Here is a 26558-nt window from a genome sequence, read left to right as displayed (position 1 = left end):
CCGCTGACCCGCCACCCCTGGCCGCCCACCCCGCTCATGCTCGCGCCGGGTACCGGAACCACCGCTCCCGCAGCCGGTCTCCGGTACCCACCCCGAGCACGAGCAGCCGAAGGCAGCGGGCGCCGAGCCGCGGCGTCACCGCGGTGCTTCAGGCACCCGGCGTGTACGCCCCGAGCCCGCGTCGCGCCCCCGGGACCGTATCTCCCGGGTGCCTGACGACAACGCCGCCGCCAGACCAGCCCGCGCGACCCCCGCCCTCCGCCCCGACCACAGCCGAGAAGAGCGCAGAGAAAGAAGGATCAGGCGTCAGGCACGAGCCACACCGCCCCGAGCGGCGGCACTCGCAGGACGGCGGACGCCGGCCGCCCGTGCCACTCCTCGACCGTCGCCTCGACCGCCCCGAGGTTGCCGACGCCCGACCCGCCGTACTGCTCGGCGTCGGTGTTGAGCAGCTCACGCCAGCGCCCGCCCGAGGGCAGCCCGACGCGGTAGTTCTCGTCCGGCACCGCGGAGAAGTTGACGATGCAGACGAGCGGGTTGCCGGCGGAGTCCTTGCGGAGGAACGAGAACGTGTTGTGCGGTGCGTCGTTCGCGTCGATCCACTCGAAGCCGGCGCCGTCGTTGTCGACCTCCCAGAGCTGCGGGTTCTGCGAGTACCGGGAGTTGAGGTCGCGGACGAGCTGCTGGAGCCCGGCGTGCCAGGGCGTCTCCTCGAGCCACCAGTCGAGGCTGCGGGACTCGGCCCACTCGGCCTCCTGCCCGAGCTCGTTGCCCATGAAGATCAGCTGCTTGCCCGGGTGCGCCCACATGAAGGCGAGGTAGGCGCGCACGTTCGCGAGCTGCTGCCAGCGGTCGCCGGGCATCTTGCGCAGGAGCGAGCCCTTGCCGTGGACGACCTCGTCGTGGCTGATGGGCAGCACGAAGTTCTCGGTGAAGGCGTACACGAGCGAGAACGTCATCTGGTGGTGGTGGTACTGCCGGTGGATCGGCTCCTTGCTCATGTACTGCAGGGAGTCGTGCATCCAGCCCATGTTCCACTTCATGCCGAACCCGAGGCCGCCGAGGTGGGTGGGCCGCGTGACACCCGGCCACGCCGTCGACTCCTCGGCGATCGTCACGATCCCGGGGACGCGCTTGTACGCCGTCGCGTTCGTCTCCTGGAGGAAGCTCACCGCCTCGAGGTGCTCACGGCCGCCGTAGATGTTCGGCACCCACTCGCCGTCCTTGCGCGAGTAGTCGAGGTAGAGCATCGAGGCGACGGCGTCGACCCGCAGGCCGTCGATGTGGAACTCCTCGAGCCAGTAGAGCGCGTTCGCGACGAGGAAGTTGCGGACCTCGGTGCGGCCGAAGTTGAAGACGTGGGTGCCCCACTCGGGGTGGTCGCCCTTGCGCGGGTCGCCGTACTCGTAGAGCGCCTCGCCGTCGAACTTCGCCAGTGCCCACTCGTCCTTGGGGAAGTGCGCGGGCACCCAGTCGACGATGACGCCGATCCCGGCCTGGTGCAGCCGGTCGACGAGGTAGCGGAAGTCGTCGGGGTGGCCGAACCGCGACGTCGGCGCGTAGTACGACGTGACCTGGTAGCCCCACGAGCCGCCGAACGGGTGCTCGGCGACCGGCATGAGCTCGACGTGGGTGAAGCCGAGGTCGCTGAGGTAGCCGGTGAGCTGGTCGGCGAGCTCGCGGTACGACAGGCCCTGCCGCCACGAGCCGAGGTGCACCTCGTAGACGCTCATCGGGCCGTTGAGCGGGTCGCGCGACGCGCGCGCGGTCATCCAGGCGTCGTCCTGCCAGGTGTAGTCCGAGACGGTGACGACGCTCGCGGTGGACGGCGGGACCTCGGTGCCGAACGCCATCGGGTCGGCCTTCTGCCGCCAGTAGCCGTCCTTGCCGAGGATCTCGAACTTGTACCGGGTGCCCGCGCCGATGTCCGGCACGAAGAGCTCCCAGACGCCGATCGACCCGAGGCTGCGCATCGCGTGGCCGCGGCCCACCCAGTGGTTGAAGTCGCCGACGACGCGCACGGCCTGCGCGTTCGGCGCCCACACGGCGAAGGACGTGCCGGTGACGTCGCCCATCCCGCCCGGGTAGTGCCGGACGTGCGCGCCGAGCACCTCCCAGAGGTTCTCGTGCCGGCCCTCGCCGATGAGGTACTGGTCCATCTCGCCGAGCGTCGGCAGGTAGCGGTACGGGTCGTCGACCCGGGTCGTGCCGACGCCGTCGTACTCGACGTCGATCCGGTAGTCGCTGACCTGTGCGGTCGGCAGGACGGCGGTCCAGACGCCGTCCCACTCGTGCGCCATCGGCACGACGGAGGCGTCGGGCAGGACGACGGCCACGGACGCCGCGAACGGGCGCAGCGTCCGCACAGTCACGTGCCCGTCGTGCGGGTGCGCCCCGAGCACCGAGTGCGGGCTGTGGTGCGAGCCCGTCGCGACGCGGGACATCTGGTCCGGGTCGACGGGGGCGGCGCTCGCGGCGGCGGCGCGGTTCGGCGTGATCCGCGGGATGCCGCCGGCCGGGGTGTGCGCGGCCCCGTCGTCGGGCGCGGGCGGGGTGATCTCGGCCGGCTCGTCGGCCCCGATCGGCCGGCCGGGGCCGGAACCGCCCGGCGCACGGTCGGTCGCGACGTCCGTCGCCGGCGCGGTGCCGTTCGCCCCGGCGGGTGCGGCCGGGTCGGTCGTGGGGGCGTCTGCAGCGCGGGGCTCGTCGGGCATACCGGCAGTCTTTCGCCTCCGGGACCGCCGCGCCAATGACCCTGGCACGACGAGGGCGGCGCGCCGCCGGCATCCGGCGTGCGGGGCCGTCTGTGGCGCGTTCGCCGAGTGGGTCTGGGGGCGCTCGCCAACCGGATCAGCTCGCCGGGACGCCGGCTCACCGGGTCGTAGGCTGCGCGACGGCGGACGGAGCCCTGAGGAGCGGCGATGTGGTTTCCCCAGCCCGGGACCATGGTGTGGGAGCCCGGCGACGACGGCCCGTGGTCGGCGGACGCGGCGCGCGAGTTCGCCGCACGGGGCTGTCGCAAGCTCTCGATGCGCGTGCCCGCCGGGGTCACCGTGCCGGACCTGGACTTCGTGACCTCGATCCCGGGCCTGACCGGGTTCGAGTTCGAGGGCAGGGTCCGGGACGACGGCGCGGCGTTCGCCGTGGAGGGGCTGCAGGAGCTCACGCTCGTGACGAACCGGCGCACCGTCCCGGACGTCGTGAACCCCGCACTCCGGCGGTTGTACGTCAACTTCCGCCCGGCGCTGGACGTCGCCCGTCTCGCACCGGCGCTCGAGTGGCTGCGGGTGGGCCGGTTCGGCGGTGACGACCTCGAGTGGCTGCGCGGCGCCTCGTCGTTGCTCACCGTCGACCTCGAGGGACGACGGCAGGAGGCGAGCCTGGCCGGTGTCGAGGAGTGTCATGCGCTCGTGACACTGCGCAGTGTCGGTGTGGCGGTGCGGGACAGCACCCCGCTGCGCGGGCTGGCCCGCCTCGAGCAGGTGAAGCTCCTGTCCCGCAGGCCCTCCCGGCCGCACGGACCGATGGACCTCTCGGCGATCGGTGGTGATGCGCTGGGCACCTTGTGGATCGGCCACGCGCCGACCGTGCTCGGGGTCGGGGACCTGGTGACCAGGCCCCGCCTGCGCGACGTGCGGCTCATCGAGTGCGGCCTCGCGCCGGCGGAGCGGGCCCTGCTCGAGGGGCTGGCCCCGCGCGTGCGTGTCGACATCTTCGACCGCTAGCCCCGGGCCCCCGGCCGCCGGGCCGGCCGTGACGCGCACCACGGCCCTTCCCGCGCGCGGCAGGCAGCGCCTAGCCTCCGGCACATGAGCGCCTCCGACGTCCCCATCCCCGTCCTCGACCTCGGCCCGTGGCGTGACGGCACCCCGGCAGACCGGGCCTCGGTCGCCGGTGCCCTCGACGCCGCCCTGCGCCGCTCCGGGTTCGTCCTCGTCACCGGGCACGGCGTCCCGGCGGAGCTCACGGCCGCCGTCCGGGCCGTCGCCCGGGAGTTCTTCGCCCTCCCGGACGACGTCAAGCGGCGGTACGCCGCGGGCGTCGACGGTCGCGGCTGGCTGCCGCCGGGCGTCGAGGCGAACGGCTACAGCGAGGGGACGCCGACGCCGCCGGACCTCAAGGAGTCGCTGAGCTACGGCGCGGACACCCCGACCGGGGACGCCGCGCTCGACGCCCGCTGGTTCCAGCCGAACCCCTGGCCCGGCGAGATGCCGGACGTCCAGCGGCTGTTCGCCGCGTACGGCGCGGTCATGCGCGCGCTCGCCGACGACCTGCTCGCCGTCGCCGCGGTCGCCCTCGGCCTGCCGGAGGACTTCTTCGTGCCGCACACCCGGCACCCCACGTACACGTTCAACGCCAACCACTACCCGCCGATGACGGTCGTGGGGGAGCCCGCCGAGGGCCAGTTCCGGATCGGCCCGCACACCGACTTCGGGACCTTCACGCTGCTGGACCGCGAGCCGGGAGCCGGAGGCCTGCAGGTCTTCACGACGGACGGCGAGTGGGTCGACGCGCCGTTCGTGCCGGGCGCCCTGACGGTCAACGTCGGGGACCTGCTCTCCCGCTGGACCGGCGACCGCTGGCTCTCCGCCCGGCACCGGGTGCTGCCGCCGCAGCCGCACGCCGCCGAGGAGGACCTCGTCTCGCTCGTCTGGTTCGCCGAGTGCGACCCGGGCGCCGTCGTGGAGTCGGTGCCGCCGCCGGTCGGCGTGCGGGTGCACGAGCCGGTCGTCGCCGCCGACTACCTCGAGGAGAAGTACCGGGCGATCTCGGTCGGCTGACGACGCTGACACGCCGTTCACCTGACCGGGGGCCCGGGCACGGCACCATGGTCGACGTGGAACCCGGTCAGCCGCCCCCGAGCGTGCTCGTCGTCGAGGACGAGCCGGCGATCGCCGACCTGATCCGCACCTACCTCGAGCGCGAGCGGTTCGCCGTCCGGGTCGTCGGGGACGGCGTCACCGCCCTGGACGCCGTCCGGCGCGGGCGACCCAGCGTCGTCGTCCTCGACGTCGGCCTGCCCGGCATGGACGGCAGCGAGGTCTGCCGTCGGATGCGCCAGGACGGCGACTGGACGCCGGTCCTGTTCGTCACCGCCCGCGACGACGAGGTCGACCGGGTGCTCGGCCTCGAGCTCGGCGCGGACGACTACGTCACCAAGCCGTTCAGCCCGCGCGAGCTCGTCGCCCGGGTCAAGGCGGTGCTGCGCCGGCACGGCCACGCCCCGGACGCCGCGCCGGCGGCCGCCGGGGACGGTCCGACGCTGCGCGCGGGCGCGGTCGTGCTCGACGCCGACACCCGGCGCGCGACCGCGCACGGCACGGCCGTCGACCTGACGACGACCGAGTTCGACCTGCTGGCGCACCTCATGCGCCGCCCGGGCCGGGTCTTCCCGCGCGAGGAGCTGCTCGCCGACGTCTGGGGCTACCCCGCCGGGACGCCGACCCGCACCGTCGACGTCCACGTCGCCCAGCTGCGGGCCAAGCTCGCGGACGCCGTCGAGGTCCGCACGGTCCGCGGTGTCGGCTACTCGGTCGAGCCGTAGTGCGCAGTCTCGCCGCGCGGGTCGTCGCGCTCGTCGCCGTCGTCGCGCTCGCGACCGCGCTGCTCACCGGCACGCTCCTCGTCCGGGCGATCCGGGCCACGAACGGCGAGCAGGCGGGCGCGCTGCTCGCGTCCCGCGCGGACACCGTCGCCGAGCGGCTCGCACTGCGCCGCCGGGTCGTCGGGTGCGCGCCGGTCGAGGACGCGGGAGCGGTCCGGACGCTGCGGAAGGCCTCCGGCGCCGTCGTCCGCTGTGCCGCCCCGGGGGCGACCCCGAAGGCGCCGTTCACCGCGACCGACGTCAGCGGGGCCACGGCCGACGCGCCCGCCGTCGAGCGCACCGTCGCGGGCCGGCGCTACCTCGTCGTCGCCCGCCCGGCCGGCGCCGGGCGGGTGCTCCTCGTCGCCCAGCCGGAGAGCGACGCGGCCCGGCTCACGAGCGGGCAGCGCACCCGGGCGCTGCTCGGCGCCCTCGTCGGGCTCGGCGGCGGGGTGCTCGCCGGCTTCGCCCTCGCGAGCACCGTGACCCGGCCGCTGCGCCGGCTCGCGGAGGCCGCCCGGGCGCTGTCGGCCGGGCGGCGCGACGTCCGGGTGCCGGCCGAGGGGCCGGAGGAGGTCGCGGACGTCGCCCGCGCGCTCGACGGGCTCGCCACCGCCCTCGCGACGAGCGAGGACCGGCAGCGGCAGTTCCTCCTCGCCGTCTCTCACGAGCTCCGGACGCCGCTCACCGCCGTCACCGGCTACGCCGAGGCGCTCGCGGACGGCGTCCTGCCGCCCGCGGAGGCTGCCCGCGCCGCCGGGGTCGTCCGGGAGGAGGCCGGCCGGCTCCAGGGCCGGGTCGCCGACCTGCTCGCGCTGGCCCGGCTCGAGGCTGACGACTTCCGGCTCGAGGTCGGGCCCGTCGACGCGCTCGCCGTCGTCCGGGCCGCGGCGACGGCCTGGCAGCCACGCGCGGACGCCGCCGGGGTCGTGCTGCGGACCGAGGCGGACGCCGGCCCGCACGTCGTCCTCGCGGACGGCGAGCGGCTGCGGCAGGCGGTGGACGCACTGTGCGACAACGCGATCCGGGTGCTGCCCGGCGGCGCGCCGCTCGTGCTCGCCGTCCACGGCGCGGGCAGCCAGTACGTCCGGGTGCAGGTGCGCGACGGCGGTCCCGGGCTCGCGCCGGAGGACCTCGCCGTCGCCTTCGAGCGCGGCCGGCTGACCCAGCGCTACCGGGGCAGCCGCCCGGTCGGCTCCGGGCTCGGCCTCGCCCTCGTCGGGGAGCTGACGCACCGGATGGGCGGGCTCGCCGAGGCGCTGCCCGCGCCCGAGGGCGGCGTCGCCTTCGGGCTGTACCTGCCGCGCGCCTGACCGTCGGCGGACCCCGAACACTGCCCGAACAATCGCCTGACCCGGCCGCCACCCGCGCGCGGGACGTTTCTCCTGCGGCGCCCGACGGGGGCGCCCACGAAGGAGGAACACCATGGCAGGACGCGTTCTCGGGATCGCGCTCACCGCTGCGGGGGCGTCGGCGGTCCTCGGTCTGGGACTGGGCCTCGCAGGGCCGGCGTCCGCGGCGCCGACGGGGGCTCTCGGCGCGGTGCTCGTCGCCGACGGGGCGGACACCTTCACGGGCGACGGGGCGGACCCTGCCGGGACCGACGAGTTCACCGGCGACGGGGCCGACCCCGCCGCGACCTCCGGCCCGGGCAAGGACCGGGGCCGACGGCTCACCCTGGTGCAGCGCCGGGACCGGTCCTGCGACCGGATCCCCGAGGTGCTGGCCCGCTCGAAGCGCCTCGGGGAGCGGCTCGCCGCCGACGCGTCGACGCCGGGGTCGATCGCGTACGTCGAGGCGCTGGCCGCCAAGGCCGCGGCCGACGGTGACACGCAGCGGGCGACGAGGATCAAGAACCGGCTCGCGGTGCTCGAGGACTACCAGGCGCTCCTGCCGGACAAGGTCGCGCGGCTCGAGGCGGCCCGCGACGGCATCTGTGTCGACGTCGCGGTCGCTGCGGCGGACCAGGAGCCCTGGCAGTCGGTCGCCCCGCCGCGCAGCGGCGACGGCAAGCGCCTCGGCCTGGTCCAGCGGCTCGACCGGACGTGCGACCGGATCCCGGCCCTGCTGAAGCGGTCCCAGCGTCTCGGCGAGCGGCTCGGCGCGGACGCGTCGACGCGCGGGTCGGTCGCGCACCTCGAGGCGCTCGCCGCGAAGGCCGATGCCGCCGGGGACACGGAGCGGGCGACGAAGATCAGGAACCGGCTCGCGGTCCGCAAGGACGTGCAGGCGCTCCTGCCCGCGCGGGTCGAGCGGCTCGAGGCGGCGCAGGCCGGCATCTGCGTCGATGTCGCAGCGGTCGGCGTCAAGTGACCGGCCGCGGGCGGACCTGGCACGCCCGGGTCGTGCGCGGCACGGTGCTCGTGCTCGGCGCCGGGCTGCTCGTCACCGGGCTGACCGGCTGCGGGCTGCGGGACCGGGACCGGGCCCGGGACGACGCCGGCACGACGACGTCGGCCGCCACCCCGTCGGCCGCCACCACCCCGGCGGCCGCGAAGCCGGCCACCAAGCCGGCCACGAAGCCGGCGGGAGACCCGGCCACGAAGCCGGCCGGCGACCCAGCCCCGGACGTGGCGTCCTCGGCCGAGGTCGCCGCGGTGGAGGCACTCGTCGGGGACGCGGCGGACGCCGTCGGGCGGGGCGAGGCCGCGGTCGCCTCGGACGACTGAGCAGTCTGACGGGCAGGGGCGACGCGCCGGGCCACGGCGCGTCGCCCCTGCACCGTCGTGGGCCTACCCGGTAACGATCTCAGCCGAGGTGCAGGGGGAGCAACCTGTTCACGGCATGCATCGGGACGGCGACCCACGCCGGCCGGTTGCGTGTCTCGTAGACGACCTCGTAGAGCGACTTGTCGAGCTCGAGGGCCAGGAGCAGGGCGGCGTCCTCGCGCGGGTCGTGGCCGGTCACCGTGCCGTACCCGTCGAGGAAGGCGGTCCGGCAGCCCTGCGCCCAGGCGGTCGCCGCGGCCACCCGCGGGTCGTCCGCGGGGAGCGCGACGGTGGCGTGCCGCGCGGCGTAGTCGAACGACCGGAGCATCCCGGCGACGTCGCGCAGCGCGAGGTCGGGGGCGAGCCTCTCGGCGAGCGGCCGCAGCGGCTCGCCCTCGAAGTCGAGCAGCACCCAGCCGCGGCCGGGGGAGTGCAGCACCTGGCCCAGGTGGTAGTCCCCGTGCACCTGCTGGAGGACGAGCCCGGAACGGGCCTGCCGGACGCCGTCCACCGCGGCCCGGGCGGCGGCCGCGTACGGCGCGAGGTCCGGCGCCTGGGCGACCGCCCAGTCGACCCTGGCCCGGAGCCCGTCGGCGAGACCGGTGAGCAGCTCGGGCGTCGCCGGCCGGGTCGGGAGCACCTCCGCGAGGGTGGTGTGCACCTCGGCGGTCGCGCCGCCGAGTGCGCGCGCCTCCTCCTCGAAGCCGGCGCCCGCGTCGACGGCGCGGCAGGCGACCCGCCACGCGTCCTCGCTGCCCGCGAGGAACTCCGACGCGAACGCGAGGTGCCCGTGGACCGGTGCCCCGCCGTCCGTGGCCCACCAGGTGCCCTCGAGCCGGCCGACCGGCCGCGGCACCCGCTCGCAGCCCGCGGCGGCGAGCGCCGACTGGACGACGACGTCCGGGTTCTCGCCGGGTGCGAGCACCCGGAACAGCTTGACGATCGCGGGGGCCGGTCCGCCCGCGTCGACGACGACCGAGGTGTTCGACTGCTCCCCGGCGAGGACCTTCGCGGGGGCGTCCGGGTCGAGCGGCGCGCCGCCGGGCTGCCGGACACCGTGCACGACGGTGCCGTCCGCACCGGTGGCCGTCCCGCCGTCCGCGAGCAGCCGCAGCCAGGCGCGCACGAGGGCCGGGTCGCGCAGCCCGTCGTAGACCCACAGGCCGTCGGAGCCGGCAGGGTCGCCGCCGCCGATCCGCCCGACGAGCGCCGCCTCGAGGGCGGGGTCCTCGACCGCGCGCAGCGACAGCGGCACCTGGTAGAGCGTCGCCGAGCCGTCCGCGGACGCGACCTCGACGAGCTCCACGGTCATGCCCTCACCGAGGACGGCCCGGCCGACCGGCCGGGGGACGACGGGTGCGCCGTCCCCCTTGGCCGCGAACCAGCGTTGCTGCGGCATCCATGCCGCGAGGACCCCGGCGAGCTCCGCCGGGTCGGCGTCCTGCCCGTGTCGCGTGCTCACGCCGTGGCGGTGCCCAGAGTGAGCCAGAAGAAGTCCCGCGAGCCGAGCGTGACCGGCAGCACGCCGTCCGCCGGGACCGCCTCGAAGCCGGTGCCGCCGAAGATGTCGGTGACGACGCTGCCGGCGTGCTCCGGCAGCGACAGCCGGGTGCCCTGCGGGGATCCGGAGAGGTTGTTCACGCAGAGCACGGTCTCGGGGCCCTCGCCGGGGACGTCGTCGCCGAGCACCCGCAGGAACGCCAGGACGTGCGGGTTGTCCGCCTCGACCGGCACGAACTCGCCGAGCCCGAAGACCGGGTGCCGGCGACGGACGCCGAGCATCGCCCGGGTCCAGTGCAGGAGCGACGCGGACGTCGCGAGCTGGGCCTCGACGTTGACCGCGGCGTAGTGGTTCGCGAGCGACTGGACGACCGGCAGGTACAGCTTGCCGGGGTCGGCCGTCGAGAAGCCGGCGTTGCGGTCCGGCGTCCACTGCATGGGCGTGCGGACGGCGTCCCGGTCGGCGAGCCAGATGTTGTCGCCCATGCCGATCTCGTCGCCGTAGTACATGTACGGGCTGCCCGGCAGCGAGAGCAGGAGGGCGTTGATGAGCTCGAGCTCGGCGCGGCTGTTGTCGAGCAGCGTGGCGAGCCGCCGCCGGATGCCGACGTTGGCGCGCATCCGGGCGTCCGGCGCGTACCAGCCGTACATCGCGGCGCGTTCCTCGGTCGTCACCATCTCGAGGGTCAGCTCGTCGTGGTTGCGCAGGAACGTGCCCCACTGGGCGCCGGCGGGGATCTGCGGGGTCTCGCGGAGGATGTCGACGATCGGGGCCGCCTTCTCCTCGCGCAGCGCGTAGTAGATCCGCGGCATGACGGGGAAGTGGAACGCCATGTGGCACTCCGGCTCGGTCTCGGAGCCGAAGTACTCGACGACGTCCTTGGGCCACTGGTTGGCCTCGGCGAGCAGGATCCGCCCCGGGTACTTGTCGTCGACGAGGCGGCGGACCCGGCGGATGAAGTCGTGCGTCTGCGGCAGGTTCTCGCAGTTCGTCCCCTCCTCCTCGAAGAGGTAGGGGATCGCGTCGAGCCGGATGCCGTCGATGCCGAGGTCCATCCAGAACGTGATGACGTCGAGGATCGCGTCCTGCACGTCCGGGTTCTCGAAGTTGAGGTCCGGCTGGTGGCCGAAGAACCGGTGCCAGTAGTACTGGCGGCGCACCGGGTCGAACGTCCAGTTGCTCGTCTCGGTGTCGACGAAGATGATCCGCGCGTCGGCGTACCGCTCGTCGGTGTCGGACCACACGTAGAAGTCGCCGTACGGCCCGTCGGGGTCGCTGCGGCTGGCCTGGAACCACGGGTGCTGGTCGCTGGTGTGGTTCACCGCGAGGTCGGTGATGACCCGCAGGCCCCGCGCGTGCGCCTGCGTGACGAGCTCCTGGAAGTCCGGCAGCGTGCCGAACTCCGGGAGCACCGCGCAGTAGTCGCTGATGTCGTAGCCGCCGTCCTTGAGCGGCGAGGCGTAGAACGGCGGCACCCAGATGCAGTCGACGCCGAGCCACTGGATGTAGTCCAGCTTCGAGATGAGCCCGGTGAAGTCACCCGAGCCCGACCCGTTGGAGTCGGCGAAGGCGCGGACGAGCACCTCGTAGAAGACGGCCTTGCGATACCAGTTGGGGTCGTTCTTGAGCCCCGGCCCGGTCAGCTCCAAGCCCTGCACCTAGATCCTCCTGAGGTGGAACACGTGGGCGGGCTGGATGTGCGGGTCCAGCCTCACGTAGTTGTACTCGCCCCAGCGGAACGTGTCGCCGGTCATGAGGTCGTGGACCGTGAACGTGTCGCCGTAGTCCATCCCGAGCGCCGGCATGTCGATCTTCACCGTCGTCTCGCGGGCGCCGTGCGGGTCGAGGTTGACGACGACGACGAGGCAGTCCTCGCGCCCGTTCGGCGAGACGTCGGCGGTGAGCCGGCGGGAGTAGACGAGCGTGTGGTCGTCCTCGGCGTGGTGGAACGTCGTCCCGCGCAGCTGCTGCAGGGCCGGGTGGTCGCGCCGGGCCTGGTTGAGCCGCGTGACGTAGCCCGCGATCGAGCGGCCCTCGTTGGCGCCGCCGTGCTCGTAGCTCGCCCAGTCCCGCGGGCGGTACTGGTACTTCTCGCTGTCGAGGTACTCCTCGCTGCCGTGCCGGACGGCGACGTGCTCGCACAGCTCGTAGCCCGAGTACATGCCCCAGCAGGGCGACAGGGTCGAGGCGAGGACGGCGCGCAGCTTGAACGCGGCCGGCCCGCCGTACTGGAGGAACTCGTGGAGGATGTCCGGGGTGTTCGGCCAGAAGTTCGGCCGCATGTACGCCGCGGACTCGCCCTGGAGCTCCTCGACGTACTCGGCGATCTCGGTCTTCGACGTCCGCCACGTGAAGTACGTGTACGACTGCTGGAAGCCGATCTTGCCGAGCGTGTGCATCATCGCGGGCCGGGTGAAGGCCTCGGCGAGGAACATGACGTCCGGGTGCCGGTCGTTGACGATCCCGATGAGCCACTCCCAGAACTCGACGGGCTTGGTGTGCGGGTTGTCGACCCGGAACACCTCGACGCCGTGCGAGATCCAGTACTCGACGACCCGCAGGATCTCCTCGCGGATGCCCACCGGGTCGTTGTCGAAGTTCAGCGGGAAGATGTCCTGGTACTTCTTCGGCGGGTTCTCGGCGTAGGCGATCGAGCCGTCGGCGCGGGTCGTGAACCACTCGGGGTGCTCGCGGGCCCACGGGTGGTCCGGCGCGCACTGGAGGGCGAGGTCGAGTGCGACCTCGAGCCCGTTCTCCCGCGCGGTCGCGACGAAGTGGTCGAAGTCGTCGATCGTGCCGAGGTCCGGGTGGACGGCGTCGTGCCCGCCCTCGTCGGAGCCGATGGCCCACGGGACGCCAGGGTCCTGCGGGCCGGGGTTCAGGGTGTTGTTCGGGCCCTTGCGGTTGACCCGGCCGACCGGGTGGATCGGCGGCAGGTAGACGATGTCGAAGCCCATCGAGGCGATGACGGGCAGCCGGGCCTCGGCCTCGCGGAAGGTGCCCGAGTGCCAGGTCTGGGTCTCCTCGTCGAAGCGGGCACCCTCGGAGCGGGGGAACAGCTCGTACCAGGAGGAGAACAGCGCGAGCCGCCGCTCGACGCGCAGCGTGTAGGTCGCGGACGGCGACACGAGGTCGCGCAGCGGGCTGCGGGTCAGCGCGAGCTCCACCTCGGGGGAGGTGCCGGCGGCGAGCCGGGCCTGTGCCGGGCGGTCCGTGTCGCGCAGCGCCGTGATGGCGTCCCGCAGGACGCGGGCGTCACCGAGCGCCGGGCCGGCCTCGTCGAGCGCCCGCTCGAGGACGCGGGCGCCCTCCTCGAGCATGAGCTCGACGTCCTGCTCGGCGGCGACCTTGATGACGGCGTTGTGCTCCCACGTGGCGTACGGGTCGCTCCAGCCCTCGACGCGGAACGTCCAGACGCCCTGCCGGTCGGGGACGACGGTCGCGCCCCAGCGGTCGGTGCCCGGCGCCAGCGGCACCATCCGCACGCGGGCCGCCTCGGTGCCGTCCGGGTCGACGAGGACCGCCGTCGCGGCGACCGCGTCGTGGCCCTCGCGGAAGACCGTCCCCTCGATGGGGACCGGCTCGCCGACGACGGCCTTGGCCGGCCAGCGGCCGCCGTCCACGACGGGCGTGACCGCGAGCACGGGGATCCGGCCGACGACCGGCGCGCCGGGCGCGGTCGGGCGGACCGGGGACGCGGCCGGTGCCGGTGCGGTCGCGGGCGACGGTGCTGCGGTGCCCGACGTGCCCACGACGGGAGCGGCCGTCCCTTGCATGCTCGCTACTGCCTCGGTCATGTCTCAACCTCACCACTGCTGTCGGCGGGGTGCAGCCGCACCCGCGCGTCGTCCTGCGGCCGTCGGGGCCGTCGCCGGAAACTCTCGACACGTCCGGGCCGGAACTTCACCTGTCGCCCGGGCGGAGTCTTGACACCGCTCGGACGAGGTGCCCGACGCGGTGGCGCCGGGACCGGGATGGTCGTGGTGGAGAGGTCGGACGACAGCGTCTTACGTTCCGTCGAAGTCTTCGATACTGACAGTCACGGATTGCGGTCGAGTGCCCTCAGGGCAGGGCCGTTCGGGGGCTCTCGATGCGCACCGTCACCGTCCCGAAACGTACCGGGTCCTGAGGTGTGGGCAAACGCTTACAGACAGCGAGTCCGAGGGGGGCCGCAGGGTGCTCCCGGGGCGGCTCCGGCGGGCTCGTCGCGCTGCGTTCGCAAGCGTCACCTCCCGTACGCTGCGTGCCGTGAGAGCCATCCGTCGCTTCACCGTCCGTACCGTGCTCCCCGCGCCCGTCGCCGCGCTCGGGGACCTCGCGAGCAACCTGCGCTGGTCCTGGCACCCGCCGACGTGCGACCTCTTCGCCTCGCTCGACCCGCAGCAGTGGGAGGCCTCGGAGCACGACCCGGTCGCGCTGCTCGGGGCGCTCTCGCCGGAGGAACTCGACGCCCTCGCCGCCGACCCGCAGTTCGTCGCCCGGGTCGCCGCCGCCGCGGACGACCTCCAGACGTACCTCACCGAGCCGCGCTGGTACCAGCGCCTCGGCGACGGCATGCCGTCGTCCGTCGCCTACTTCTCGCCCGAGTTCGGGATCACCGCCGTCCTGCCGCAGTACTCCGGCGGGCTCGGCATCCTCGCCGGGGACCACCTGAAGTCCGCGAGCGACCTCGGCGTCCCGGTCGTCGGCGTCGGCCTGCTCTACCGGCACGGCTACTTCGAGCAGTCGCTGTCCCGCGAGGGCTGGCAGACCGAGACCTACCCCGTGCTGGACCCGGACGAGCTGCCGCTCGCGCTGCTGCGCGAGGCGGACGGCAGCCCGTGCCACGTCACCGTGGGGCTGCCGGGCGGCCGGGTGCTCACGGCGCACGTGTGGAAGGCGCAGGTCGGCCGGGTGCCGCTGCTGCTGCTCGACTCGAACGTGGAGGAGAACGACGAGGCCGCCCGGGGCATCACCGACCGGCTGTACGGCGGCGGCGGGGAGCACCGGCTGCAGCAGGAGATGCTCCTGGGCATCGGCGGCATCCGCGCTCTGCGAGTGTGGCAGCGGCTCACCGGCGCCGCGGCCCCGGAGGTCTACCACACGAACGAGGGGCACGCGGGCTTCCTCGGCCTGGAGCGGATCCGCGAGCTCGTCGGGTCCGGGCTGACCTTCGACGAGGCCATCGAGGCCGTGCGCGCGGGCACCGTCTTCACGACCCACACCCCGGTGCCCGCCGGCATCGACCGCTTCGGCCGCGACCAGATGGAGATCTTCTTCGGCGGCGACAACGCGGTGCCGGGCGTGCCCGTCGACCGGATCCTCGCGCTCGGCGCCGAGGACTACCCCGGCGGTGACGCCGGCGTGTTCAACATGGCGGTCATGGGCCTGCGGCTCGCGCAGCGGGCGAACGGCGTGAGCCGGCTGCACGGCGTCGTGAGCCGCGAGATGTTCGACGGCCTGTGGCCGGGCTTCGACCCGGCCGAGGTGCCGATCGCCTCGATCACCAACGGCGTCCACGCCCCGACGTGGGTCGACCGGCGGGTCGTCGAGCTCGGCGAGAAGTTCATCGGGCCGCAGATCACCCAGGACGCGCGCGGCTGGGAGGGCGTCGACCAGGTGCCCGACGAGGAGATCTGGTCGGTGCGGCGGCAGCTGCGCTCCTCGCTCGTCGAGGAGGCGCGGTCGCGCGTGCGATCCTCGTGGCTGCGGCGCGGGGCGAGCCCGGCCGAGCTCGGCTGGGTGGACCACGTGCTCGACCCCGACGTCCTGACGATCGGCTTCGCCCGCCGGGTGCCGACGTACAAGCGGCTCACGCTCATGCTCCGCGACCCCGAACGGCTGCGCCGTCTGCTGCTGCACCCGGACCGGCCGGTCCAGCTCGTCATCGCCGGCAAGTCGCACCCCGCGGACGACCACGGCAAGCGGCTCATCCAGCAGATGGTCCGCTTCGCCGACGACCCGGCCGTGCGGCACCGGATCGCCTTCCTCCCGAACTACGACATCGCGATGGCGCAGTCGCTCTACCCGGGCTGCGACGTCTGGCTCAACAACCCGCTGCGCCCGTTCGAGGCCTGCGGGACGTCGGGGATGAAGTCCGCGCTCAACGGCGGCCTCAACCTGTCGATCCTCGACGGCTGGTGGGACGAGTGGTACGACGGCGAGAACGGCTGGGCGATCCCGACCGCCGACGGCGTCGACGACCCGGAGCACCGCGACGACCTCGAGGCCGCCGCGCTCTACGACATCATCGAAGGCTCGGTCGCGCCGCGGTTCTACGACCGCGACGACCGCGGCATGCCGACCCGCTGGCTCGAGATGGTCCGGCACACGCTCGCCTCGCTCGGCCCGAAGGTGCTCGCCAGCCGGATGGTCGCCGACTACGTGACCCGGCTCTACGTGCCCGCGGCGGACGCCGCACGCGCCATGACCCCCGACGCCGCGAAGGCGCTCGCCGGCTTCACGTCGCGGGTCCGGCGGCACTGGCCCGCGGTCCGGGTCGACCACGTGGAGTCGGACGGCGTGAGCGACAGCCCGCAGGTCGGCGACGAGGTCGTCGTCCGCGCCTTCGTCTCGCTCGGCGAGCTCACGCCGGACGACGTCGAGGTCCAGGTCGTGCACGGCCGGGTGACGCCGTCCGACACCCTCGTCGACACCGTGACCGCGACCCTGCGGCACGCCGAGACCTACGAGGCCGGCCGGCACCGCTTCGACGGCACGCTCACGCTGCGCCGCACCGGAGCGTTCGGCTACACGGTCCGGGTGCTCCCGCGCACCGACCTGCTCGCCGGCCCGGCCGAGCTGGGCCTGGTGACGAACGCGGGCTGACCGCCGTCAGCCCTGCCGCAGGTGGCGGTGCGAGGCGTAGACCCGCATCGAGGTCGCGCCGACGGTGACCGTGCTGCCGCCGGGGACCTCCGCGCCCTGCTCGGCCGGGGGCTGCGGGCGCTCGGTCGCGCTGTCCCACAGGAGCCGGTAGCGACGGGCCCAGGGCCGGCCGGGCAGGACGACGTCGACCGGCTCGGGGGCGCCCTGGACGACGACGACCAGGGAGCCGTCGGTGTGCTCGCCGAAGCCGTCGGGGACGACGGCGTGCAGGTACATGAGGAGCACGCGCTGGTCGGGGTCGTGCCAGCGCTCGTGCTCCATCTCGGTGCCGTCCGCGGCGAACCACGCGAGGTCCTTGGTGCCCCAGGCGTGCACCGGACGCCCGGCGAAGAACCGGTCCTGGCGCAGCACCGGGTACTCGCGGCGCAGCGCGAGCAGGTGCCGGGTCGTCGCGAGCAGGTCCTGCTGCGCGTCGGTGAGCTCCCAGTCGACCCAGGAGATCTCGTTGTCCTGGCAGTACGGGTTGTTGTTGCCGCCCTGGGTCCGGCCGAGCTCGTCGCCGGCCACGATCATCGGCACGCCCGTGGCGAGCAGCAGCGTGCCGAGCAGGTTGCGGGCCGTCCGCCGCCGGGCGGCGAGGACCCCGGGGTCGTCGGCCGGGCCCTCGACGCCGTGGTTCCACGACCGGTTGTCGGACGCGCCGTCCCGGTCGTCCTCGCCGTTGCCGAGGTTGTGCTTGACGTCGTAGGCCGTCGCGTCGTGCAGCGTGAAGCCGTCGTGGGCGGTGACGAAGTTCAGCGACGCCAGCGGCCCGCGCGCCGCCGAGAAGACGTCCGCCGAACCGGCGAGCCGGGTCGCGAGGTCGCGGACGCCGCCGCCGGACTGGCCCTGGGCCACGCGCCGCCCGCCCGTGAGCCAGAAGTCGCGGACGCTGTCCCGGAAGCGGTCGTTCCACTCCGCGAAGGGCGGCGGGAACTGGCCGGTCCGCCAGCCGTGCGGGCCGACGTCCCACGGCTCCGCGATGAGCTTGGCCGCCCCGATGACCGGGTCGGCCCGCGCGGCGACGAGGAAGGGGTGGTCCGGGTCGTAGCCCTCGCGCCCGCGCGCGAGCGTCGTCGCGAGGTCGAACCGGAAGCCGTCGACGTGCATCTCCTGGAGCCAGTACCGCAGCGAGTCCAGCGTGAGCTGGACGACGCGCGGCTCCCGGAAGTCGAGGCTGTTGCCGCACCCGGTGGAGTCGACGTGCGCCCCGTGCCCGTCGAGCCGGTAGTACGTCGCGTGGTCGAGGCCGCGGAACGACAGGCTCGGACCGTCGTTGCCGGCCTCGCACGTGTGGTTGTAGACGACATCGAGGACGACCTCGATGCCCGCCTCGTGGAGCAGGCGGACCATGCCCTTGAACTCGTCGACGACGTCGAGCGGGTCCTTCGCGGCGGCGTAGCCGGGGTGCGGGGCGAAGAAGCCGAGCGTCGAGTAGCCCCAGTAGTTCGTCAGGCCGCGCCGGGCGAGCTGCGGCTCGTCACCGATCGCGTGCACGGGCAGCAGCTCGAGCGTCGTCACCCCGAGCGAGCGCAGGTGCTCGACGGTCGCCGGGTGCGCGAGGCCCGCGTAGGTGCCGCGCAGGTGCTCGGGGACGCCGGGCAGCCGCCGGGTCAGCCCGCGGACGTGCGCCTCGTAGACGACGGTGTCGGCCCAGTGCACTCCGGGCGGGGCGTCGTCGCCCCAGTCGAAGGGGTGCGGGCCGACGACGCCGAGCGGCGCGTACGGCGCGGAGTCGCGCGTGTCCGCGACGTCCGGCTCGCCCTCGAGCGTCGCGCCGACGGTGTGGCCGAAGAGCTCCGGCACGAGCCGCAGGGGGCCGTCGACCGCGCGGGCGTACGGGTCGAGCAGCAGCTTGGCGGGGTTGTGCCGGTGGCCGCGCGCGGGCTCCCAGCGGCCGTGCGCGCGCAGGCCGTACCGGGTACCGACGGGGACGTCGGGGACGAACGCGTGCCACACGCCGTGCGTCGTCCCGCGCAGCGGCACCCGGCGCTCGGCGACCGCGGGCGGGGCGCCGGGACCTGCGTCGGAGCGGTCGACGAGGCACAGGTCGACCGCCTCCGCGTGGAGGGCGACGACGGCCACGTCGACGCCGCCGTCCCTGGGGTGGACCCCGAGGCGGTGGAGGCGGGCGTGTGGCGTCGGCACGTGCGCAGTCTGCCGGAACGCCCCGACGACTGCGCCGCCGCGTCGCCGCCACGCGTGTCGGCGATAGGTTGGACGGCGTGAGCGACCCGACGTCCCTGCCCAGCTTCCCGCCGCCCATGGACGAGCACCCGCTGCGCGGCCGCGTGCTCGACGCGCTCCTCGACGAGGGCTTCCGCCCGTCGATCGACGAGGACGGCGACGTCGCGTTCAAGGCCCAGGGCCAGCAGGTCTTCGTGCGCTGCATCGACACACAGCCGCCGCTCATGCGCGTCTTCGGGCAGTGGCTCGTCGGGGACGACGTGCCCGGCGACGAGCTCGACCGGCTGCGCGCCGCGAACGCCGTCACGGGGGCGCTGAACCTCGTGAAGACCACCGTCCACGACGGTCGGCTCGTCGTCGCCGTCGACCTCGTCGTCAGCGAGGGGCTCGACCTGCGCTCGCTGCTCGGCGCGACGATCGACGCCGTCCTCGGTTCGGTCCAGACCTGGCACGCGACGCTGCGGGAGATGACCGGCACGACCGGGGAGTGACCTACCTCGCACGGTGCTGACGGCGGCCGTCGGTAGGCTCGCCGGGACCGCGACGACGCGAGACGGACGGACGGATGCTGTGAGCGACGAGGCTGTGAGCGACCAGGGTTCGGAGCAGGGCCCGTCGACCGTGTGGGCGGGTGACCTCGTCCGGCTGGAGGTCGACGGCGGCATCGGGACGATCCGGCTCGACCGGCCCAAGATGAACGCGCTCGACGCGGCGATGCAGGAGGAGATCCGCACCGCCGCCGGGCTCGCGAGCGCGGACGCCGGGATCGCCGCGGTCGTCGTCTACGGCGGCGAGCGGGTCTTCGCGGCCGGGGCCGACATCAAGGAGATGCAGGCCATGTCGTACACCGACATGGTCGAGCGCTCGGGCGCGCTGCAGTCGTCGTTCACCGCGGTCGCCCGGATCCCCAAGCCGACCGTGGCGGCGATCACCGGCTACGCCCTCGGCGGCGGCTGCGAGCTCGCGCTGTGCTGCGACTTCCGGGTCGTGGGGGAGTCGGCGAAGCTCGGCCAGCCGGAGATCCTCCTCGGGATCATCCCCGGCGCCGGCGGCACCCAGCGGCTGTCCCGGCTCGTCGGTCCGGCCCGCGCCAAGGACCTCATCTTCTCCGGCCGCTTCGTCGAGGCCGTCGAGGCGCTCGCGATCGGCCTCGCCGACGAGGTCGTCCCGGACGGCGACGTGTACGCCGCGGCCCGGGCCCGGGTCGCCCGCTACGTCGGCGGGCCGGCGTTCGCGCTGCGGGCCGCGAAGGAGGCGATCGACCACGGGCTCGACGTCGACCTCGTCACCGGCCTCGAGATCGAGCGGCAGCAGTTCGCCGGGCTCTTCGCGACCCGCGACCGGGAGATCGGCATGACGTCGTTCGTCGAGAGCGGTCCCGGGAAGGCCGTGTTCGAAGGGCGCTGAGACACTGGGGGTCCGGTCCCGCGGTGGCGGGGGAGGCCTGCACCGAACGGGTGGGTGCGTGCCGTGGGTCACAGCGTTCGGGTCGAAGCGAGAGCTACTCGTCGGTAACAATGGTCAGGTCTGCGCGGACGCCGGTCCGCCGTGACGAGACGTCGGTCCGCCGCCAGGCGGCCGTTGAGCCAGGAGGTCGGGCAGGAGCATGAAGATCGTCGTCTGTGTGAAGCACGTGCCGGACGCCCAGGGCGACCGTCGGTTCGCCGGTGACGGCACGGTGGACCGGGCCGGGGTCGACGGGCTGCTGTCGGAGCTCGACGAGTACGCGGTCGAGGAGGCGCTCAAGCTGTCGGAGGCGCACGACGGGTCGACGGTCACGGTCGTGACGGTCGGTCCGGACGGCGCGAGCGACGCGGTGCGCAAGTCGCTGCAGATGGGTGCCGACGCCGGGGTCCACGTCGTGGACGACGCGCTGCACGGGTCGGACGCGTTCGCGACGTCGCTCGTGCTCGCGAAGGCGATCGCGACGCTCGAGTACGACGTGGTCATCACCGGGATGGCGTCCACGGACGCGGGCATGAGCGTCGTGCCGGCGCTCGTCGCGGACCGCCTCGGGCTGCCGCAGGTGACGTTCGCGGGCTCGCTGTCGATCGAGGGTGACGGGCCGGGCGCGAAGGTCGTCATCGAGCGGGACGGCGACGCCTTCACCGAGGTCGTGGAGTCCGCGCTGCCGGCGCTGGTCAGCGTGACCGACCAGATCAACGAGCCGCGGTACCCGTCGTTCAAGGGGATCATGGCGGCGAAGAAGAAGCCCGTGACGACCCTGTCGCTCGCCGACCTGGGCGTCGGCGCCGGCGAGGTCGGCCTGGGCGCGGCCTGGACGTCGGTCGCCGGGGTCACGCAGCGCCCGCCGCGCGCGGCCGGCACGGTCGTGACGGACGAGGGTGACGGCGGCGCGAAGCTGGTGGAGTTCCTCGCCGGCGCCAAGCTGGTCTGACGAGAGCCTGGGACGAAGGAGAGATCTGAGATGGCGCAGGTTCTGGTGCTCGTCGACCACGTCGACGGAGCGGTGCGCAAGACGACGAGCGAGCTGCTGACGCTGGCGGCCCGGCTCGGTGAGCCGGCAGCGGTGTTCGTCGGCAACGGCTACGAGAACGCCGCGGGCGCGCTCGCCGAGTTCGGCGCGACGGCCGTCTACACGGTGGACGCCGCGGTGAACGACTACCTCGTGCTCGCCAAGGCCGAGGCCCTCGCGGCCGTGGTCGAGGCCGCCGGTGGCGCCTCGGCGCTCGCCGCGGTGCTCATCCCGAGCAGCGCGGAGGGCAAGGAGGTCGCGGCCCGGCTCGCGCTCAAGCTCGACTCCGGGCTCATCACGGACGCGATCGACGTCCGTGCGGGCGAGGGCGGCGGGGTCGCGACGACCCAGGCCGCGTTCGCGGGCGGGTTCGCCGTCGACGCGACGGTGACCAAGGGGCTGCCGGTCGTCACGGTGAAGCCGAACGCGGTCGAGCCGCAGGCTGTCGGTGCAGGGGCCGGCGGGAGCGTGCCGGAGGCGACCGCGGTCGCCGTCGAGCTCTCGGACCTCGCGAAGGCGGTCAAGGTCGTCGAGCGCAAGGCGAAGGCCAAGTCGGGCCGCCCGGACCTCACCGAGGCCGCGATCGTCGTCTCCGGCGGGCGTGGCACGAACGGCGACTTCAGCAAGGTCGAGGCGTTCGCGGACTCCCTCGGTGCCGCCGTCGGCGCGAGCCGCGCTGCGGTGGACTCGGGCTGGTACCCGCACTCGAACCAGGTCGGGCAGACCGGCAAGCAGGTCTCCCCGCAGCTGTACGTCGCGTGCGGCATCTCCGGCGCGATCCAGCACCGGGCCGGGATGCAGACCTCGAAGACGATCGTCGCGATCAACAAGGACCCGGAGGCGCCGATCTTCGAGCTCGCCGACTTCGGCGTCGTCGGCGACCTGTTCGCCGTCCTCCCGCAGGCGACCGACGAGGTCACCAAGCGCAAGGGCTGAGCACGGCCGGGAACGCGGCGAACGGGGCCGGTCCACCGCGGACCGGCCCCGTTCGCGCACCCGAACTAGACTCACCCGTCGTGACCGCCTACCTGGACCACGCGGCGACCACGCCGATGCGTCCGGAGGCGCTCGCGGCGCTGGTCGACGAGCTCGCGAGCCCGGGCAACGCCTCCTCGCTGCACACGAGCGGGCGGCGGGCCCGCCGCACCGTCGAGGAGGCCCGCGAGCGGCTCGCCGCGGCGCTCGGCTCCAGCCCGAGCGAGGTCGTCCTCACCGCGGGCGGGACCGAGGCCGACAACCTCGCCGTCAAGGGCCTGTACTGGGCCCGGCAGACGGCCCGGCGCCGTCCGGTCGTCGTGACGACGGCCGTCGAGCACCACGCCGTCCTCGACCCCGTCGAGTGGCTCGTCGAGCACGAGGGCGCCGAGGCGGTCTACCTGCCCGTGGACGCCGTCGGCCGGGTCGACGTCGACGCGCTGCGGTCGGTGCTCGCCGCGCGGGCGGACGACGTCGCGCTCGTCAGTGTCATGTGGGCCAACAACGAGGTCGGCACGGTGCAGCCGGTCGCCGAGGTCGCCGGGGTGGCCCGCGAGCACGGTGTCCCGGTGCACACCGACGCCGTCCAGGCGGTCGGCTGGCTGCCCGTCGACTTCGCGGCGTCCGGCGTCGACTGCCTCACCGTGAGCGGGCACAAGGTCGGCGGCCCCGTCGGTGCCGGCGCCCTCGTCGCCCGGCGCGGCCTCGACCTCACCCCGGTGCTCCACGGCGGTGGCCAGGAGCGCGGCGCGCGCTCCGGGACGATCGACGCCCCCGCCGTCCGGGCGCTGTCCGTCGCCGCCGCGCGGGCCGTCGCCGGCCGGGAGGCCGAGGCCGTGCGCGTCGCGGACCTGCGGGACGACCTCGTCGCCGCCGTCCTCGACGCGGTGCCGGACGCCGTGCTGCGCGGCGACCCGGACCCGGCGGGCCGGCTGCCCGGCAACGCCCACTTCACCTTCCCCGGCTGCGAGGGCGACTCGCTGCTCTACCTGCTCGACGCGCGCGGCGTCGAGTGCTCGGTCGGCTCCGCCTGCCAGGCCGGCGTCCCCAAGCCGAGCCACGTGCTCCTCGCGATGGGCGTGCCGCTCCACGACGCGCGGGGCGCCCTGCGCTTCTCGCTCGGCTGGTCGTCGACCGCGGACGACGTCGCGGCCCTCGCCGACGCGATCGGGCCCGTCGTCCAGCGCGCCCGCCGGGCCGGGCTGTCGTCCGCCCGGGCGCGGGCGTGACGGCCGTGCGCGTGCTCGCCGCGATGAGCGGCGGCGTCGACTCCGCCGTGGCCGCCGCCCGGGCCGTCGAGGCCGGTCACGAGGTCGTCGGCGTGCACCTCGCGCTCGCCCGCGAGCCCGCGACGCAGCGCACCGGCGCCCGCGGCTGCTGCACCGTCGAGGACGCCGACGACGCCCGCCGGGCCGCCGACGTCCTGGGGATCCCGTTCTACGTGTGGGACCTCTCCGAGCGGTTCGAGGCGGACGTCGTCGACGACTTCGTCGCCGAGTACGCCGCCGGGCGCACCCCGAACCCGTGCGTGCGCTGCAACGAGCGGATCAAGTTCTCCGCGCTCCTCGACAAGGCGCTCGCGCTCGGCTTCGACGCCGTCTGCACCGGGCACTACGCGCGGATCGAGGCGGACGGTGCCGCCGGTGGCGCGCCGGCCCTGCACCGCGCCGTCGACCCGGGCAAGGACCAGTCCTACGTGCTCGCCGTGCTGCCCCCGGAGCGGCTCGCGCACGCGCTCTTCCCGCTCGGCGACACGGTGAAGGACGACGTCCGCGCCGAGGCGGCCCGTCGCGGTCTGCTCGTCGCCGACAAGCCCGACTCGCACGACATCTGCTTCGTCGCGGACGGCGACACGAAGGCCTGGCTCGGTGCGCGGCTCGGCGTCCGGCCGGGGCCGGTCGTCGACGCCGACGGCGCGGTCGTCGGCGAGCACGAGGGCGCCTTCGCGTACACGGTCGGGCAGCGGCACGGGCTGCGCCTCGGCCGGCCCGCCCCGGACGGGAAGCCGCGCTACGTGCTCTCGGTCGAGCCGGTCTCGAACACCGTGACCGTCGGTCCGCGCGCCGCGCTCGACGTCGACGAGGTCGTCGCGGGCGGCGCGACGTGGTGCGGGCCGGCGCCGGTCGTCGGGCAGCGGCTCGGCGCGCAGGTGCGGGCCCACGGCGACGAGGTGCCGTGCGTCGTGACGTCGCTCGACGGTGCGGTCGTCGTCCGGCTCGGGCGGCCGCTCTCCGGGGTGGCGCCGGGCCAGACGCTCGCGCTCTACGACGGCACGCGGGTCGTCGGCTCGGCGACGATCCGGACGGCGTACTCGTCCTTGACCTCGACCGGCACCATCCCGACCGAGCGGTAGAGCTGCGTCGCCCCGGTCTCGTTGCCGGCGTCGACGAAGAGCTGGGTGAAGGTCCAGTCGCGCCGGACGTGCTCGGCGAACGCGAGCCCGAGCAGGTGCCGGGCGACGCCACGGCCGCGCGCCGCAGGGTCGACGCCGAGAGAGCGCACGTAGCCGCCGCCCAGGTCGGCGAGGCGGGCGTCCCCGATGCAGTGCCCGACCGGCTCGCCGTCGAGGTCGGCGACCCACCACTGCGTGAGGTCGGTGCCGCCGCGGCGCTCCCACCGGGTCCACCACTCGTCGAAGTCCAGCGGCTCGAAGCCGTGGTGGTCGGCGAACGAGGTGAGCCACAGCCGGTGCACGAGCCGTCGTCCGGCGTCGTCGGCGACCCGGCGCACGACGACGCCTGCCGGTGCCGCGGTCTGCGCGCCCGGGTCGCCGGCGGTGAGCGGGCGCTCCATCCGCCAGTAGGTGCGGTCGTGGGTGAGGCCGGCAGCGGCCAGGGCCGCGGTCGTCGGGAGCGCCTCGCGGTGCGGGTCGGTCTCGACCCGGACGGCCGGCCTGCCGTCGGCCGCCCGCCAGTCCCGTGCGCGGTCGAGGCACCAGGTGACGAGTGCCGCCTCGAGCAGCCCGGTGTGCGCCGGCGCCACCCGGACGTCGAGGCCCAGCGTCGGCTCCCGGTCGGTGCCGTGCGCGACGTCCCGGACCTCGACCCACGCCACGGCGGCCGGCTCCGCCGTCCCGCCGTCCGTGCGCTCCACCAGGACGGTGCCGCCGCCGTCCGCCGCCGTGGTGCCGAGCCGGGCCAGCACCTGCTCGGGAGGCTGGGAGTGCGGTGCCCCGTACGACGCGGCGAACCCGACCAGGACGGCGCGCAGCGCTTCGGCGTCCGTCACGGGGTGCGGCGTCCGGGCGGTGTACCCGGCAGGCAGCGCCGGCGGCCGGCCCGCGCCCGTCACCCGCGCACGACCCGGGTGGCGTACGCGTCGATGACCTCGACCGGCTCCATGCCGACGGAGCGGTAGAGGTCCGTCGCGCCGGTGCTGTTCTCGGAGTCGACGGTGAGCTGGCTCCAGGCCCAGCCGCGGCGGGTGTGCTCGGCGAATGCGACCCGTAGCAGGTGCCGGGCGACGCCGCGGCCGCGTGCCGCCGGCAGCACCCCGAGCGAGCGGACGTAGCCGCCGGCGTCGCCGTCGACGCCGCGGGTCTCCCCGATGCAGAACCCGACGGGCTCGCCGTCGAGGTCGGCGATCCACCACTGGCGCAGGTCGGCCCCGACCGAGCGGGTCAGCCGGGTCCACCACTCGTCGAAGGTCCGCGGCCGGTGCCCCCAGTGCTCGACGAACGAGGCCTCCCGCAGGCGGTGCGCGACCTCGTGGTCGGCCTGCGCCTGCGCCGGCCGGACGACGACGCCCGGGGGAGCGGCGGGCGGCTCCGCAGTGGCCGCGCCGAGGGCGCGCTCCATCCGCCAGAAGGTGCGCTCCCGGGTGAACCCGTGGTGGCGGGCGGCCGCGCCGAGGGCCTCGTCCTCGCGCTCGACGCCGGTCTCGACCCGCACGGCGGCCCGGCCGTCGGCCGCGAGCCAGGAACGTGCGCCGCGCAGGCCCCAGCCGAGCAGGTCGGTCTCGAGCAGCCCGGCCCGGTCGGGGCGGACGAACACCTCGACGAAGAGCTCCGGGTCCTTGGTGCCGTCCTCGGCGCGGTCGCTGACCTCCAGCGCGGCGAGGGCCACGACCCGCCCGGCCGGGCCGTCCGCCGTGCCCGGCTCCTCGACCGCGACCGCAGGGCCGCCGTCCTCGACGACGCCGCGCAGGTACTCCAGCGCGGCCTCCGGCGGGTCGCTCGGGTGCCGGACGTACGCGGCGTCGAACGCCCGGACGACGTCGCGGACGGCGCCGGCGTCCGCGTCGTCGGCGAGGTCGAGGGGGCGGGTCGTGAACGGCGCGGGG

General features: G+C 74.7%; 20 protein-coding genes. 13 read left to right on the top strand and 7 right to left on the bottom strand.

Annotation, left to right across the window (positions count from 1 at the left end; translation table 11 throughout):
- Positions 1-299: 299 nt before the first annotated feature.
- On the bottom strand, positions 300-2444 hold the full coding sequence (gene glgB, locus EDJALFJO_RS02765) for a 1,4-alpha-glucan branching protein GlgB (protein WP_198949944.1): 2145 nt from the start codon (positions 2442-2444) through the stop codon (positions 300-302).
- A 477-nt stretch (positions 2445-2921) separates the two neighbouring features.
- Here glgB and EDJALFJO_RS34800 point away from each other — a divergent pair, with 477 nt between their 5' ends.
- The 6 genes from EDJALFJO_RS34800 (at position 2922) to EDJALFJO_RS02740 (ending at position 8253) form a co-directional block, all read left to right on the top strand.
- A complete protein-coding gene (locus tag EDJALFJO_RS34800; RefSeq protein WP_198949943.1) occupies positions 2922-3725 on the top strand; it encodes a hypothetical protein in 804 nt (267 codons plus the stop codon).
- Positions 3726-3809: 84 nt separating this feature from the next.
- Positions 3810-4781, top strand: a complete 972-nt coding sequence (locus tag EDJALFJO_RS02760; RefSeq protein WP_088281981.1) for an isopenicillin N synthase family oxygenase — start codon at positions 3810-3812, stop codon at positions 4779-4781.
- A gap of 47 nt (positions 4782-4828) precedes the next feature.
- A complete protein-coding gene (locus EDJALFJO_RS02755; RefSeq protein ID WP_088281979.1) occupies positions 4829-5545 on the top strand; it encodes a response regulator transcription factor in 717 nt (238 codons plus the stop codon).
- Positions 5545-6897 (top strand): cell wall metabolism sensor histidine kinase WalK, encoded by a 1353-nt coding sequence (locus EDJALFJO_RS02750; protein ID WP_088281977.1) that lies wholly within the window; start codon positions 5545-5547, stop codon positions 6895-6897. The genes EDJALFJO_RS02755 and EDJALFJO_RS02750 overlap by 1 nt, the downstream gene beginning before the upstream one ends.
- A gap of 112 nt (positions 6898-7009) precedes the next feature.
- Positions 7010-7897 (top strand): hypothetical protein, encoded by an 888-nt coding sequence (locus EDJALFJO_RS02745; protein ID WP_088281975.1) that lies wholly within the window; start codon positions 7010-7012, stop codon positions 7895-7897.
- Positions 7894-8253 (top strand): hypothetical protein, encoded by a 360-nt coding sequence (locus tag EDJALFJO_RS02740; RefSeq protein WP_088281973.1) that lies wholly within the window; start codon positions 7894-7896, stop codon positions 8251-8253. The genes EDJALFJO_RS02745 and EDJALFJO_RS02740 overlap by 4 nt, the downstream gene beginning before the upstream one ends.
- Positions 8254-8332: 79 nt before the next feature.
- Here EDJALFJO_RS02740 and EDJALFJO_RS02735 read toward each other — a convergent pair whose 3' ends face one another.
- Genes EDJALFJO_RS02735 through EDJALFJO_RS02725 form a run of 3 tightly spaced genes read right to left on the bottom strand, consistent with a single transcriptional unit; the run spans position 8333 to position 13590 of the window.
- Positions 8333-9754 carry an aminoglycoside phosphotransferase gene (locus EDJALFJO_RS02735; RefSeq protein ID WP_088281971.1) on the bottom strand — a complete coding sequence of 474 codons (1422 nt, stop codon included), beginning with the start codon at positions 9752-9754 and terminating at the stop codon, positions 8333-8335.
- A complete protein-coding gene (gene treS, locus EDJALFJO_RS02730; RefSeq protein WP_088281969.1) occupies positions 9751-11451 on the bottom strand; it encodes a maltose alpha-D-glucosyltransferase in 1701 nt (566 codons plus the stop codon). The genes EDJALFJO_RS02735 and treS overlap by 4 nt, the downstream gene beginning before the upstream one ends.
- Positions 11452-13590, bottom strand: a complete 2139-nt coding sequence (locus tag EDJALFJO_RS02725) for an alpha-1,4-glucan--maltose-1-phosphate maltosyltransferase (RefSeq protein ID WP_233149645.1) — start codon at positions 13588-13590, stop codon at positions 11452-11454.
- Positions 13591-14041: 451 nt separating this feature from the next.
- Between EDJALFJO_RS02725 and glgP the strand changes: the two genes are divergently transcribed.
- The gene (glgP, locus tag EDJALFJO_RS02720; RefSeq protein ID WP_088281965.1) at positions 14042-16600 is read left to right on the top strand and encodes an alpha-glucan family phosphorylase; all 2559 of its coding nucleotides are present in this window, start codon (positions 14042-14044) and stop codon (positions 16598-16600) included.
- Positions 16601-16606: 6 nt separating this feature from the next.
- Here glgP and glgX read toward each other — a convergent pair whose 3' ends face one another.
- On the bottom strand, positions 16607-18787 hold the full coding sequence (gene glgX / locus EDJALFJO_RS02715) for a glycogen debranching protein GlgX (protein ID WP_088281963.1): 2181 nt from the start codon (positions 18785-18787) through the stop codon (positions 16607-16609).
- 77 nt (positions 18788-18864) lie between these two features.
- Here glgX and EDJALFJO_RS02710 point away from each other — a divergent pair, with 77 nt between their 5' ends.
- The 6 genes from EDJALFJO_RS02710 to mnmA all read left to right on the top strand — a co-directional run bounded on the left by EDJALFJO_RS02710 (position 18865) and on the right by mnmA (position 24630).
- Positions 18865-19317, top strand: coding sequence for a hypothetical protein (locus tag EDJALFJO_RS02710; protein ID WP_088281961.1), 453 nt, complete (start codon positions 18865-18867; stop codon positions 19315-19317).
- A gap of 130 nt (positions 19318-19447) precedes the next feature.
- Positions 19448-20233, top strand: a complete 786-nt coding sequence (locus EDJALFJO_RS02705) for an enoyl-CoA hydratase/isomerase family protein (protein WP_369812486.1) — start codon at positions 19448-19450, stop codon at positions 20231-20233.
- A gap of 199 nt (positions 20234-20432) precedes the next feature.
- On the top strand, positions 20433-21224 hold the full coding sequence (locus EDJALFJO_RS02700; protein WP_088281959.1) for an electron transfer flavoprotein subunit beta/FixA family protein: 792 nt from the start codon (positions 20433-20435) through the stop codon (positions 21222-21224).
- A 30-nt stretch (positions 21225-21254) separates the two neighbouring features.
- Positions 21255-22238, top strand: a complete 984-nt coding sequence (locus EDJALFJO_RS02695) for an electron transfer flavoprotein subunit alpha/FixB family protein (RefSeq protein WP_088281957.1) — start codon at positions 21255-21257, stop codon at positions 22236-22238.
- A 116-nt stretch (positions 22239-22354) separates the two neighbouring features.
- Entirely contained in the window at positions 22355-23506 is a 1152-nt protein-coding gene (locus tag EDJALFJO_RS02690; RefSeq protein WP_369812485.1) for a cysteine desulfurase family protein, read from the top strand.
- Positions 23507-23529: 23 nt separating this feature from the next.
- Positions 23530-24630 (top strand): tRNA 2-thiouridine(34) synthase MnmA, encoded by a 1101-nt coding sequence (gene mnmA / locus EDJALFJO_RS02685; RefSeq protein ID WP_088281985.1) that lies wholly within the window; start codon positions 23530-23532, stop codon positions 24628-24630.
- Here mnmA and EDJALFJO_RS02680 read toward each other — a convergent pair.
- Together EDJALFJO_RS02680 and EDJALFJO_RS02675 are read right to left on the bottom strand one after the other, a co-directional pair.
- The gene (locus EDJALFJO_RS02680; protein WP_143448250.1) at positions 24540-25505 is read right to left on the bottom strand and encodes a GNAT family N-acetyltransferase; all 966 of its coding nucleotides are present in this window, start codon (positions 25503-25505) and stop codon (positions 24540-24542) included. The genes mnmA and EDJALFJO_RS02680 overlap by 91 nt on opposite strands.
- 59 nt (positions 25506-25564) lie before the next feature.
- Positions 25565-26558, bottom strand: a 994-nt coding sequence (locus EDJALFJO_RS02675) for a GNAT family N-acetyltransferase (RefSeq protein ID WP_088281951.1), incomplete at its 5' end; no start/stop codon positions are given.

The organism is Kineosporia sp. A_224, from assembly GCF_002198655.1.
Classification (GTDB): Bacteria; Actinomycetota; Actinomycetes; order Actinomycetales; family Kineosporiaceae; genus R-H-3.
Note: the sequence above shows the minus strand (reverse complement) of the source record. Positions and strands in the feature narration are given on the sequence as shown.

Excerpts from the sequence above, each read along its gene's own strand:
- EDJALFJO_RS02700 (WP_088281959.1), top strand. The coding sequence starts at position 20,433 with ATGAAGATCGTCGTCTGTGTGAAGCACGTGCCGGACGCCCAGGGCGAC.
- mnmA (WP_088281985.1), top strand. The coding sequence starts at position 23,530 with ATGAGCGGCGGCGTCGACTCCGCCGTGGCCGCCGCCCGGGCCGTCGAG.
- EDJALFJO_RS02695 (WP_088281957.1), top strand. The coding sequence starts at position 21,255 with ATGGCGCAGGTTCTGGTGCTCGTCGACCACGTCGACGGAGCGGTGCGC.
- EDJALFJO_RS02760 (WP_088281981.1), top strand. The coding sequence starts at position 3,810 with ATGAGCGCCTCCGACGTCCCCATCCCCGTCCTCGACCTCGGCCCGTGG.
- glgB (WP_198949944.1), bottom strand. The coding sequence starts at position 2,444 with ATGTCCCGCGTCGCGACGGGCTCGCACCACAGCCCGCACTCGGTGCTC.
- EDJALFJO_RS02690 (WP_369812485.1), top strand. The coding sequence starts at position 22,355 with ATGCGTCCGGAGGCGCTCGCGGCGCTGGTCGACGAGCTCGCGAGCCCG.
- EDJALFJO_RS02745 (WP_088281975.1), top strand. The coding sequence starts at position 7,010 with ATGGCAGGACGCGTTCTCGGGATCGCGCTCACCGCTGCGGGGGCGTCG.
- EDJALFJO_RS02725 (WP_233149645.1), bottom strand. The coding sequence starts at position 13,590 with ATGACCGAGGCAGTAGCGAGCATGCAAGGGACGGCCGCTCCCGTCGTG.
- EDJALFJO_RS02755 (WP_088281979.1), top strand. The coding sequence starts at position 4,829 with ATGGTCGACGTGGAACCCGGTCAGCCGCCCCCGAGCGTGCTCGTCGTC.
- EDJALFJO_RS34800 (WP_198949943.1), top strand. The coding sequence starts at position 2,922 with ATGTGGTTTCCCCAGCCCGGGACCATGGTGTGGGAGCCCGGCGACGAC.